This is a genomic window from Micromonospora sp. NPDC049203 (assembly GCF_043197215.1).
Classification (GTDB): domain Bacteria; phylum Actinomycetota; class Actinomycetes; order Mycobacteriales; family Micromonosporaceae; genus Micromonospora.
In genome coordinates, this window is record NZ_JBICSV010000003.1 from 658,616 (window position 1) to 670,590 (window position 11,975).

The 11,975-nt window shown below is 73.2% G+C and carries 9 protein-coding genes; 7 read left to right on the forward strand and 2 right to left on the reverse strand.

What is annotated here, in order from left to right; genetic code table 11:
• Positions 1-50: 50 nt before the first annotated feature.
• The 4 genes from guaB (at position 51) to ACGFIA_RS12210 (ending at position 5,804) form a co-directional block, all read left to right on the forward strand.
• Positions 51-1,613: an IMP dehydrogenase gene (gene guaB, locus ACGFIA_RS12195; protein ID WP_357388876.1), complete on the forward strand. Its 1,563-nt coding sequence runs from the start codon at positions 51-53 to the stop codon at positions 1,611-1,613.
• A 31-nt stretch (positions 1,614-1,644) separates the two neighbouring features.
• Positions 1,645-2,763 (forward strand): GuaB3 family IMP dehydrogenase-related protein, encoded by a 1,119-nt coding sequence (locus ACGFIA_RS12200; RefSeq protein WP_357388874.1) that lies wholly within the window; start codon positions 1,645-1,647, stop codon positions 2,761-2,763.
• Between the two features lie 97 nt (positions 2,764-2,860).
• Positions 2,861-4,255, forward strand: a complete 1,395-nt coding sequence (locus ACGFIA_RS12205) for a M1 family metallopeptidase (RefSeq protein ID WP_357388872.1) — start codon at positions 2,861-2,863, stop codon at positions 4,253-4,255.
• A 91-nt stretch (positions 4,256-4,346) separates the two neighbouring features.
• On the forward strand, positions 4,347-5,804 hold the full coding sequence (locus ACGFIA_RS12210) for a M1 family metallopeptidase (protein ID WP_357388870.1): 1,458 nt from the start codon (positions 4,347-4,349) through the stop codon (positions 5,802-5,804).
• A 4-nt stretch (positions 5,805-5,808) separates the two neighbouring features.
• Here ACGFIA_RS12210 and ACGFIA_RS12215 read toward each other — a convergent pair whose 3' ends face one another.
• Entirely contained in the window at positions 5,809-6,915 is a 1,107-nt protein-coding gene (locus tag ACGFIA_RS12215; RefSeq protein ID WP_357388868.1) for an LCP family protein, read from the reverse strand.
• A 139-nt stretch (positions 6,916-7,054) separates the two neighbouring features.
• Between ACGFIA_RS12215 and ACGFIA_RS12220 the strand changes: the two genes are divergently transcribed.
• Positions 7,055-8,737, forward strand: a complete 1,683-nt coding sequence (locus ACGFIA_RS12220; RefSeq protein WP_393259814.1) for an FAD-dependent oxidoreductase — start codon at positions 7,055-7,057, stop codon at positions 8,735-8,737.
• A 119-nt stretch (positions 8,738-8,856) separates the two neighbouring features.
• Positions 8,857-10,413, forward strand: coding sequence for a glutamine-hydrolyzing GMP synthase (gene guaA, locus ACGFIA_RS12225; protein ID WP_357388864.1), 1,557 nt, complete (start codon positions 8,857-8,859; stop codon positions 10,411-10,413).
• A 6-nt stretch (positions 10,414-10,419) separates the two neighbouring features.
• Here the strand turns inward: guaA and ACGFIA_RS12230 are convergent, their stop codons facing one another.
• Positions 10,420-10,791 (reverse strand): PspC domain-containing protein, encoded by a 372-nt coding sequence (locus ACGFIA_RS12230; RefSeq protein WP_357388862.1) that lies wholly within the window; start codon positions 10,789-10,791, stop codon positions 10,420-10,422.
• A 144-nt stretch (positions 10,792-10,935) separates the two neighbouring features.
• On the opposite strand from ACGFIA_RS12230, the gene ACGFIA_RS12235 reads away from it, so the two are divergent.
• Positions 10,936-11,883: an NUDIX hydrolase gene (locus tag ACGFIA_RS12235; RefSeq protein WP_013288532.1), complete on the forward strand. Its 948-nt coding sequence runs from the start codon at positions 10,936-10,938 to the stop codon at positions 11,881-11,883.
• Positions 11,884-11,975 lie beyond the last annotated feature (92 nt).

The following is an 11,975-nucleotide window of genomic DNA, read 5'->3' on the forward strand; positions in this document are numbered from 1 at the left end:
CCCGCGCGCCGCCTCGCTGCAGCCCGTTCGACCAGCTCAGGGGAGCAATCGTGGAGAATTCGCCCAGCACCGAGATCCCGGCCGGCACCGACGGCGGGGAGCTGGGTGGCCATCTGCCCGAGCTGCCGGCCGGTTCGGCCCGGGTGGTGCCGCTCGGGCTGACCTTCGACGACGTGCTGCTCCAGCCGGGCGAGTCGGACGTCGTGCCCAGCCGCGTCAACACCCGCACCCGCCTCACCCGCAACATCGAGCTGACCGTGCCGCTGCTGTCCAGCGCGATGGACACGGTCACCGAGGCGCGGATGGCCATCGCCATGGCCCGCCAGGGCGGCATCGGCGTGCTGCACCGCAACCTCTCGGTCGACGACCAGGCGCTCCAGGTCGACCTGGTGAAGCGTTCCGAGTCCGGCATGATCACCAACCCGGTGACCGCCAGCCCGGACGACACGCTGCGCGAGGTCGACGCGCTCTGCGGGCGCTACCGCATCTCCGGCGTCCCGGTGGTGGACGGGGAGGGCCAGCTCGTCGGCATCGTCACCAACCGCGACATGCGGTTCGTCTCCGACCCGGCCACGCCGGTGCGCGAGATCATGACCCGTACGCCGCTGATCACCGCCCCGGTCGGCGTGAGCAAGGACGACGCGCTCGGCCTGCTGCGCCAGCACAAGATCGAGAAGCTGCCGATCGTGGACGCGGGCGGCAAGCTGCGCGGCTTGATCACGGTGAAGGACTTCACCAAGAGCGAGCAGTACCCGAACGCCACCAAGGACGACGCGGGCCGGCTGCGGGTCGCCGCCGCGGTCGGCGTGGGCGAGGACGGCTACAAGCGGGCCCGCGCGCTCGTCGACGCCGGCGTGGACGTCGTCATCGTGGACACCGCGCACGGCCACCAGCGGGCCGTGCTGGAGATGGTGGCCCGGCTCAAGCGGGACGTGAGCATCGACATCGTGGGCGGCAACATCGCCACGTACGCGGGCGCGAAGGCGCTCGTCGAGGCCGGCGCCGACGGTGTGAAGGTGGGCGTCGGCCCGGGCGCCATCTGCACCACCCGGATCGTGGCCGGTGTGGGCGTACCGCAGATCACCGCGATCATGGAGGCGGCCCGCGCCGCCCGCCCGGCCGGCGTGCCGGTGATCGGCGACGGCGGCATCCAATACTCCGGCGACATCGCCAAGGCGCTCGTGGCCGGCGCCGACACGGTGATGCTCGGCAGCCTGCTCGCGGGCTGCGAGGAGAGCCCCGGCGAGCTGATCTTCATCAACGGCAAGCAGTACAAGGCGTACCGGGGGATGGGCTCGCTCGGCGCGATGCAGTCGCGCGGCCAGGCCAAGTCCTACTCCAAGGACCGCTACTTCCAGCAGGACGTGCTCGCCGAGGACAAGCTGGTCCCGGAGGGCGTCGAGGGCCAGGTGCCCTACCGGGGGCCGCTGTCCGCCGTCGCCCACCAGCTCACCGGCGGGCTGCGCGCCGCGATGGGCTACGTCGGCGCGGAGAGCATCCCGGAGCTGCACCGGCGTGGCCAGCTCATCCGGATCACCGCGGCCGGGCTCAAGGAGAGCCACCCGCACGACATCCAGATGACCGTCGAGGCGCCCAACTACCACTCCCGCTGACCCACCACCCCCAAACCACCTGGAGTCCCCCATGCGTGACGTGGTCGAGATCGGGCTGGGCAAGACCGCGCAGCGCGGTTACCACCTGGACGACATCGCCATCGTGCCGAGCCGCCGCACCCGGGACGTCGACGACGTCTCCACCGGGTGGCAGCTCGACGCGTACCAGTTCGGCATCCCGTGCGTCGCGCACCCCTCGGACGCGACCATGAGCCCCGCCTCGGCGGTCCGGCTCGGCCAGCTCGGCGGCCTCGGCGTCCTGAACGTCGAGGGCCTCTGGACCCGGTACGAGAACCCGGCGAAGATCCTGGAGGAGCTGGCCGGTCTCGGCGAGGACGCGCGGGCGACCAAGCGCCTCCAGGAGGTCTACGCCGAGCCGATCCGCCCCGACCTGATCGCCGAGCGGGTGCGTGAGCTGCGTGAGGGCGGCAGCACGGTGGCGGTGCGGGTCTCCCCGCAGCACACCCTGGCGCTGGCCCCGGTGATCCTCGACGCCGGGGTGGACATCCTGGTCATCCAGGGCACGCTCGTCTCGGCCGAGCACGTCTCCACCACCGACGAGCCGCTGAACCTCAAGGAGTTCATCGCCGACCTGGACCTGCCGGTCGTCGTCGGCGGCTGCACCGACTACAAGACCGCGCTGCACCTGATGCGTACCGGCGCGGCCGGCGTGATCGTGGGCATCGGCGGCGACGACTGGTCGACCACCGAGTCGGTGCTCGGCATCCGGGTACCGATGGCCACCGCCATCGCCGACGCCGCGGCGGCCCGCCGCGACTACCTGGACGAGACCGGCGGCCGGTACGTGCACCTGATTGCCGACGGCGACATGCAGACGTCCGGCGACATCGCCAAGGCGCTCGGCTGCGGCGCGGACGCGGTGATGCTCGGCGAGCCGCTGTCGCTCTGCGAGGAGGCCCCGGCCGGCGGTGCCTGGTGGCACTCCGCGGCCAGCCACCCGTCGCTGCCCCGTGGCGCGTTCGAGGTGGCCGGCGAGCCGCTCGGCTCGATGGAGAAGCTGCTGTTCGGCCCGGCCGACGAGCCGGACGGCCAGCTCAACCTCTTCGGCGGCCTGCGCCGCGCGATGGCCAAGTGCGGCTACCGCGACCTGAAGGAGTTCCAGAAGGTCGGGCTGGTCCTCGACCGCTGAGCACCACCGATCACCACTGAGCACCGCGCGGCGGCGCGGGCGGCGGCGCGGACGTGTTCCGGCCCTGCCCGCGCCGTCGCGCGTCTAGGCTCGCCGGGTGAGACGCGGGCGGGTCTGGGCGGCGGGGCTGGCGGCGGCGCTCGCGCTGAGCGGGTGCACCGGGGGCGGCGACGAGGGCGGGTTCCGGCCGGGCGCGGCGGACGCCGGTGACCCGTACGTGCCGGGGGCCGGCAACGGCGGCTACGACGTCGGCCACTACGCGCTGGACGTGCGCTACGACCCGGCAAGCGACAAGCTCACCGGCACCGCCACGCTGACCGTCACCGCCACCCGGGCGCTGTCCCGGTTCCAGCTCGACCTGGCCGGGCTCGGCGTCGAGCGGGTGCGGGTGGACGGGGAGGCGGCGAAGCACCGCCACGACGGCGCCGAGCTGATCGTGACTCCGCCGCGCGGGCTGCCGTCGGGCAAGCGGTTCACCGTCGAGGCGACGTACGGCGGGGTGCCGCAGCCGCTGCCGAACGCCGAACTCGGTGACGGCGGCTTCCACGCCACACCGGACGGCGCGATAGCGCTCGGCCAGCCGGAGTCGGCGAGCACCTGGTACCCGGTGAACGACCACCCGTCGGACAAGGCCACCTACGACCTCGCGGTCACCGTGCCGGACGGCCTCGCCGCGCTGTCCAACGGCGTGCCGGCGGGCCGGACGTCCAGCGGCGGCTGGACCACCTGGCGCTGGTCGGAGCGCGCGCCGATGGCCAGCTACCTGAGCACGCTGGTGATCGGCGACTACCGCGTCAGCAGCGGCACGCACGCCGGCAAGCCGATTGTCACCGCCGTCGCCGCGAGCCTGCCCGCCGACGGCCCGGCCGCCGCGTCGGTGGCCCGCACCGGCGAGGTCGCCGACTTCCTGGCCGAGCGCTTCGGGCCGTACCCGTTCGAGGCGTACGGCGGTGTGGTGGTCGCCGACGAACGCATCAGGTACGCGCTGGAGACGCAGAGCCGGCCGGTCTACGGGCCGGCGTTCTTCCGCGACGGCCTGCCGAACACCGAGGTGGTCGCGCACGAGCTGGCGCACCAGTGGTTCGGCGACAGCGTCTCGGTGGCCCGGTGGAGCGACATCTGGCTCAACGAGGGCTTCGCCACGTACGCCGAATGGCTCTGGGATGAGCACGACGGCGGGCGGACCGTGGCGCAGACGGTGACCGAGCGCTACGCGGCCACCGACTGGTCCAAGCCCACAGTCGACCCGGGCCGGGCCGGGATGTTCGGCGACGCGGTCTACCAGCGCGGTGCGCTCGCCGTGCACGCGCTGCGCCGCGCGGTGGGCGACGAGACGTTCTACCGGGTGCTGCGCGGCTGGCTGGCGCAGCACCGCGACGGCAACGTCACCACCGCCGACTTCGTCGGGTACGCCGAACGCACGTCCGGGCGGCCGTTGCGGGCGCTGCTCGACGCCTGGCTGGTCGGTGGCACGCCGCCGGGACTGCCGTGACGAACGCGTGACCGCCGCTGGGTAGGCTGCCGCGGTCGGAGCGGCCCGTGGGCGGGGGCCGCCGAACGGGCCCCCGGGAGGGATCGAGGCGATGACGCGGCGCGGCGCACGACGACGGCTCGGGTTGCTGGTCTGCGGCACGGTGCTGGTGGCCGGCTGCGGTTCGGCCGAGCCGGACCCGGGTCCCGCGACCCCGGCCGGCCCCGCGCCGGCGACCTCGCGCAGCTTCGCGCCGGGCGGGGCCGGCGCCGGCGATCCGTACTTCCCGAGCTACGGCAACGGCGGGTACGACGTCGCGCACTACACGGTTAAGGTGCGTTACGACCCGGAGACGGACAAGCTGAGCGGCACCACCACGCTTCGGGCCACCGCGACCGCCGACCTGTCCGCGTTCAACCTGGACCTGGCCGGGCTGACCGTCCGGTCGGTGACAGTGGACGGCGCCGCCGCCCGGCACAGCCGTACCGCCGACGAGCTGGTGGTCACCCCGGCCGTCGGGCTGACCTCCGGCAACGGGTTCACCGCCGAGATCCGGTACGACGGGCGGCCGGAGGCGCTGCGCACCGAGTCGCTGGGCGAGGGCGGCTGGCTGCACACCGCCGACGGGGCGATCGCGCTCGGGCAGCCGGAGTCGGCGAGCACCTGGTTCCCGGTCAACGACCACCCGTCGGACAAGGCCACCTACGACATGGAGATCACCGTCCCGAAGGGACTGACGGCGATCTCCAACGGCGTGCCGAAGGGGAGGACGACAAGCGGCGACTGGACCACCTGGAAGTGGTCGGAGACCGCGCCGACGGCCAGTTACCTGACCATGGTGGCGATCGGGAAGTTCCGGATCACCACCGCGCGGCACAAGGGACGGCCGGTCTACAGCGCGGTCACCACCCAGGTGGCGCAGGGCGCGCCGGACCGGTCCATCGCGCGCACCGTCGAGGTCGCCGACTACCTGGAGAGCGTCTTCGGGCCGTACCCGTTCGAGGCGTACGGCGGCGTGGTGATCGCCGACGAGCGCATCCGGTACGCGCTGGAGACGCAGAGCCGGCCGGTCTACTCGGCGAGCTTCTTCCAGCGGGGCGACAACACCGGCGTGGTCGCGCACGAGCTGGCCCACCAGTGGTACGGCAACAGCGTGTCGATCCAACGCTGGCAGGACATCTGGCTCAACGAGGGGCTGGCCACGTACGCCGAGTGGCTGTGGGCCGAGCACGTCGGCTCGACCACCGTGCAGCGCACGTTCGAGCAGAAGTACGCGAACGCCGGCGGGCCGGTGTGGCGTACGCCGCCGGGCAAGCCGGGAGTGGCCGGCCTGTTCAGCAGCTCGGTCTACGACCGGGGCGGGATGACAGTGCACGCGCTGCGGGTGGCGGTGGGCGACGTCGCTTTCTTCGCCGTCCTGCGCACCTGGGCGGCGGAGCGGAAGAACGGCAACGCCACCACCGCCGACTTCGTGGCGCTGGCCGAGCGGATCTCCGGCAAGAAGCTGGCCAAGGTCTTCGACCCGTGGCTGTACGGCACCGAGCGTCCGCCCGCCCCGAAGCCGCTGTAGGGCGTCAGTTCCGCACGCGCAGCGACGGGTGGGCGGCCAGGAACGCGTCGGCCCGCCCGCCGCGCAGCGCGGTGAGGAAGTCGCGGCCGAGCGGCCTGAGCTGCTCACCCCGGTACGCGCCGCCGCTGCCCACCCCGGCGCCGGGCAGCACGACGAGCGTGAGCCGGTCCGCCGGCAGGCCACCCAGGGCGTACGCGAAGTCGATCAGTTTCCGGCCGCCCCCGGCGTACACCAGGGTCCTGCCCAGCGCGGCCACCACCTGCTCGACCCGCTGCGGATCGCGGGCCGTGCCCTGGTCGAGGATCTTGCGGGCCAGCGCCCGGAGCAGTTGCTGCTGGTGCCGCTGGCGGGTGTAGTCGCCGCCCGCGGTGTAGCGCTGCCGCGCGTAGTCGAGCGCCTGCCAGCCGGTCAGGTGCCGGGTGCCCTTCTCGTAGACCATCTGCGGCCCGGTGTAGCCGCCGCCGCTCAGGGTCCGCATGGTGCCGTCCGGGCGGCGGTGCCGGGACTCGACCCGCTGGTCGACGTAGAGGTCCACGCCGCCGAGCGTGTCCACCAGCTTGTCGAAGCCGCCGAACGTGATCACCGCGCCGGCGTCGATGCGCAGGCCGGTGTAGCGGGAGACGGTGGTGCGCAGCAGCTCGTACCCCTGGGCGGTGCTGGGGTTGCCCTTGTCGCCCGGCACCCGGCTGCCGTAGCTCATCGCGTGGGTGAGCTTGGTCCGGCCGCCCGGGTAGCGGGCCTTCGGGTAGGCGGGGATGTCCACCACCAGGTCCCGGGGGAGCGAGAACAGGTACGCCCGGTCCAGCCCGGCCGGTACGTGCAGCAGCAGCACGGCGTCGGCGTGCGGTTCCCAGCCGGGGATGCTGACCCGGGTGTCGACGCCGACGAGCAGCAGGTTGAGCGGGCCCTTCAGGTCGGCGCCGGGCGGCGGCGTCGGGCTGGCGGTCGTCGGGACGGGCGTGGGTGAGGCCGGGGTCGGGGGTGGGGTGGTCGGGCCGGCGACCGGTGCGGCGGGACGGTTCGCGACGAGCCGGGTGGTCACCACCGCCCCGGTGGCCACCAGCAGCGCCGCCACCAGTACGGCCAGGCCCAGCAGGCGTCGTCTCGTCACGTTCGTTCCTCCCCGTGGATTCGACGCGCCAGGTGGGCCCACGGGTTGCAACGGCGGGAATCCCGGCGATCGAGCGCTCTGCATGATGTGCGAAAAAGCCTCGTTGGCGCTATAGCTACCGGTCGGTAATGATGCGTCCATGCGCTACGACGTGGTCGTCATCGGTTCCGGGTTCGGCGGCAGCGTCACCGCGCTGCGGCTGGCCGAGAAGGGTTACTCGGTAGGGGTCCTGGAGGCCGGGCGGCGTTTCGCCGACGACGAGTTCCCCCGTACCTCCTGGCGGGCGCGGCGGTTCCTCTGGGCGCCCCGGCTCGGCTGCTTCGGGCTCCAGCGGATCACGCTGCTGCGCTCGGCCGACCGCAAGGCCGGGGGCGGCGTGCTGGTGCTCTCCGGCGCCGGGGTCGGCGGTGGGTCACTCGTCTACGCGAACACGCTCTACGAGCCGCTGGACGCGTTCTACACCGACCCGCAGTGGCGGGACATCACCGACTGGCGCGACGAGCTGGCCCGCCACTACGACCAGGCGAAGCGGATGCTCGGCGTCACCACTTACCCGATCGACACCCGCGCGGACCAGGCCGTCCGCGCGGTGGCCGAGCGGATGGGGGTGGCGCACACCTACCACCCGACGCCGGTCGGCGTGCACATCGGGCGTCCCGGCGAGCGGGTGGCCGACCCGTACTTCGGCGGGGCCGGGCCGGAGCGCACCGGCTGCAACCACTGCGGGTCGTGCATGACCGGCTGCCGGCACGGCGCCAAGAACACGCTGGTGAAGAACTACCTCTGGCTGGCCGAACGGCTCGGCGTGCGGGTGCACCCGCTGACCACCGTGACCGCCGTCCGCCCGGACCCGGCCGGCGGCTACGCGGTGCACACCGAGCGCACCGGCGCGTGGCTGCGCAAGCGGCGCGAGGTGATCCACGCCGACCAGGTGGTCTTCGCGGCCGGCGCGCTCGGCACCCAGCGGCTGCTGCACGAGATGAAGGCGACCGGCGCGCTGCCGGCGCTCTCGCCCCGGCTGGGCGAGCTGACCCGGACCAACTCCGAGGCCATCCTCGGCGCCTCGGTGGCGCCCGGCTCGGCCCGCCGGCGCGGCCTCGACTTCACCGAGGGCGTGGCGATCACCAGCTCGTTCCACCCCGACCCGCAGACCCACATCGAGCCGGTCCGCTACGGCAAGGGCTCCAACGCGATGGGCCTGCTCCAGTCGCTGCTCGTCGACGGCGGTCCCCACCGGGTCCGGCGCTGGCTGGGCAGCATCGTCCGGCAGCCCGTGCTGGCGGCACGGATGCTGTCGGTACGCCGCTGGTCCGAGCGCACCGTCATCGCGCTCGTCATGCAGTCGGTCGACAACTCGCTGACCACCCGCTACCGCAGGGGCCGGCTGGTCTCCGGCCCCGGCCACGGCGAGCCCAACCCGACCTGGATCCCGGCCGGCAACACGGCGGCCCGGCTGCTCGCCGAGGAGATCGGCGGCACCCCCGGCGGTGCGGTCACCGAGCCGTTCAACATCCCGGTGACCGCGCACATCCTCGGCGGCGCGGTGATCGGCGCCACCCCGGACGAGGGGGTCGTCGACCCGTGGCACCGGGTGTACGGCCACCCGGGGCTGCACGTGGTGGACGGCGCGGCGGTCTCGGCGAACCTGGGCGTCAACCCGTCGCTGACGATCACCGCGCAGGCCGAGCGGGCCATGTCGTACTGGCCCAACAAGGGCGAGGCGGACCCGCGCCCGGCGCCCGGGTCGGCGTACACCCGGGTGGCGCCGGTCGCGCCGCGGCGCCCCGCCGTCCCCGCCCACGCCCCCGCCGCCCTGCGGTGAAAGGAAGGGCCCCTTCTTAACGCCTCCGGTAGAGGAAGGGCCCCCTGTTAACACATGCATCCCGCCACATCGCCGGGGCGCGTCCGGCGGTCCCGTGACTGTCGGTAGGCTTTGCGCACATGAGCACGCCTCGCCCCGTCCTCGTGGTGGACTTCGGAGCCCAGTACGCCCAGCTCATCGCGCGCCGTGTCCGCGAGGCGAAGGTCTACTCGGAGATCGTCCCGCATTCCATGCCGGTGTCCGAGATGCTGGCGAAGAACCCGGCCGCGATCATCCTGTCCGGCGGCCCGGCCAGCGTCTACGCTCCGGACGCGCCGCAGATCGACGCCGGGATGTTCGACGCCGGGGTTCCGGTCTTCGGCATCTGCTACGGCTTCCAGGCCATGGCCCAGGCGCTCGGCGGCACCGTCGCGCGCACCGGCAACCGCGAGTACGGCGGCACCCCGCTGCGCCCGCGCCTGACCGAGCCCGGCGTGCTGCTGCGTGACCTGCCCGCCGACCTGCCGGTCTGGATGAGCCACGGCGACTGCGTCACCGAGGCCCCGGAGGGCTTCACCGTCACCGCCGAGTCGGCGGGCGCGCCGGTCGCCGCGTTCGAGGACGTGGCCGGCCGCCGGGCCGGCGTGCAGTTCCACCCCGAGGTCGGGCACACCGCGCACGGCCAGGAGATGCTCACCCGCTTCCTGTACGACATCGCCGGCATCGAACCGACGTGGACGCCGTCGAACATCATCGACGAGCAGGTCGCCCGGATCCGCGAGCAGATCGGCGACAAGGAGGTCATCTGCGGCCTCTCCGGCGGCGTCGACTCGGCGGTCGCCGCCGCGCTCGTGCACCGCGCCGTGGGCGACCAGCTCACCTGCGTGTTCGTGGACCACGGCCTGCTGCGCGCCGGTGAGGCCGAGCAGGTCGAGAAGGACTACGTCGCCGCCACCGGCATCAAGCTCAAGGTGGTCGACGCCCGGGAAAGGTTCCTCGGCGCGCTCGCCGGGGTCACCGACCCGGAGCAGAAGCGCAAGATCATCGGTCGGGAGTTCATCCGGGTCTTCGAGGCCGCCGCCCGGGAGATCGCCGCGCACGGCGACGTGGAATACCTGGTGCAGGGCACGCTCTACCCGGACGTGGTGGAGTCCGGCGGCGGCACCGGCACCGCCAACATCAAGAGCCACCACAACGTCGGCGGCCTGCCCGAGGACCTGAAGTTCTCGCTGGTCGAGCCGCTGCGCACGCTGTTCAAGGACGAGGTCCGCACGATCGGCCTGGAGCTGGGACTGCCCGAGGCGATGGTGTGGCGGCACCCGTTCCCGGGCCCGGGCCTGGCCATCCGGATCATCGGCGCGGTCGACGAGGAGCGTCTCGCCGTGCTCCGCAAGGCCGACCTGATCGCCCGGCAGGAGCTGACCTCGGCCGGCCTGGACCGGGGCGTCTGGCAGTTCCCGGTGGTGCTGCTGGCCGACGTGCGCAGCGTCGGGGTGCAGGGCGACGGGCGCACCTACGGTCACCCGGTGGTGCTGCGCCCGGTCTCCAGCGAGGACGCGATGACCGCCGACTGGTCGCGGCTGCCCTACGACGTGGTGGCCCGGATCTCCACCCGGATCACAAACGAGGTCGCCGAGGTCAACCGCGTGGTCCTGGACGTGACGAGCAAGCCGCCGGGCACCATCGAGTGGGAGTGACGGGGCTCAGGCCGCCGGCGGTGTCTGCGGTCCGGCGTCCGGCCGCGCCTGCGGTCCGGCCTCGGGCCGTGGCACCTGCGGCGTAGTCGGCGCCTGCGTAGTCGGCGGGACCGGCGGCCAGCCCGGCGCGGTGCCCGGCGGGTGCGGCCAGGCGGGGGCGCCGGCCGGCTCCTCGGGCATCAGGAACCACATGATCGGGTACGCGAGCGCGGCGAGCCCGCCGGTGAGCACCGTGGCGGCTGCGAAGATCACCCGGATCAGCGTGGGGTCGGCGGCGAAGTAGCGGCCGAGGCCGCTCGCCACCCCGGCGATCATGCGGTCGCTGACCGGTCGGCGGAGCTGCTTGTACGGGGCCTGGGAGGGGTTCGGGAAGGTCATGTGTCAACGGTCCCGCGCGCTGTGGCGGGCGACCTCGGTGACCGCCCGGACGCCTACCCTGAACCGTCCCTGAGACGCCAGCCGAGAGTCAGGAATCTGACTCTTTTCGATCCCGGTAACCCGCTCCGGGGAGAATTTGCTCCCGTGACCACCTCGCTGGAGCCGCTCCGCAGGATCGCGGCATACGCAGTTTGTGCTGATTCAAACGGCCGAGTGTTGCTGGTCCGCGCATCGGAGCGCTCCGGCACCCCCGGCACCTGGTCGCTCCCCGGAGGCGCGGTCGACCACGGTGAGGACCCCAAACACACAGTCGTACGGGAGACCGCTGCCGAGACCGGGCTCTCGGTGGCTGTGGCCGGTCTCCAGGACGTGCTCGCCGACATGCGGGCGCTGCCCGAGCGGCACATCACGATCCACACCGACCGGCTGCTCTACACCGTCTCGGTACGCGGCGGGACGCTCACCGAGCGGGTCGACCGCCCGACCGACCTGGCCCGCTGGTTCACCCTCGACGAGGCCCGGGAGCTGCCCCTGCGGTCGTTCACCGCACGTGCCCTGGGCCTGCCCACCTCCACCGACGACATCGTGCCGGAGGAGGTGCCCGAGTTCCCCTCCTTCTACGCCGTACCCGGCCCGGACGGGTTGCACCGGGCGCAGCGCTTCGCCGCGTACGCGGTGGTGACCGACCCGGAGGAGCGCGTGCTGCTGACCCGGGTCTCCGACGGCTACCCGGGCGCCGGCTGCTGGCACCTGCCCGGTGGCGGCACCGACTACGGCGAGCAGCCGGGCGCGGCGCTGATCCGGGAACTCGTCGAGGAGACCGGCCAGACCGGCCGCCTGGTCGAGCTGCTCGGCGTGGCCAGCCACCGGGACGCCGCCTCGCTCGGCCCGGAGGGCTACCCGATCGACTGGCACGGCGTACGCGCGTTCTACCGGGTGGTCGTCGACCAGCCCGCGCCACCCACGGTGGCCGACATCGGCGGCTCCACCTGCGAGGCCCGCTGGTTCCGCCGCGAGGAACTGGGCGCCCTCCCCACCGACCGCCTCACCGAGGTGACGGCCGAAGCGGTCCAGGCCGCCCACCTCCTCTGACCCCCGGCCCCTCCGGGCCCCCACCCCGGCGATCATGAGGTTGACGGGGCGAGATGTCCGCCTCGGTACCGCTAACCTCATGATCGACGGGG

What these genes read in the sequence shown, in the direction of transcription:
- ACGFIA_RS12200 (WP_357388874.1), top strand. Translation starts at nt 1,645, where the DNA reads ATGCGTGACGTGGTCGAGATCGGGCTGGGCAAGACCGCGCAGCGCGGT.
- ACGFIA_RS12210 (WP_357388870.1), top strand. Translation starts at nt 4,347, where the DNA reads ATGACGCGGCGCGGCGCACGACGACGGCTCGGGTTGCTGGTCTGCGGC.
- ACGFIA_RS12220 (WP_393259814.1), top strand. Translation starts at nt 7,055, where the DNA reads ATGCGCTACGACGTGGTCGTCATCGGTTCCGGGTTCGGCGGCAGCGTC.
- guaA (WP_357388864.1), top strand. Translation starts at nt 8,857, where the DNA reads ATGAGCACGCCTCGCCCCGTCCTCGTGGTGGACTTCGGAGCCCAGTAC.
- ACGFIA_RS12230 (WP_357388862.1), bottom strand. Translation starts at nt 10,791, where the DNA reads ATGACCTTCCCGAACCCCTCCCAGGCCCCGTACAAGCAGCTCCGCCGA.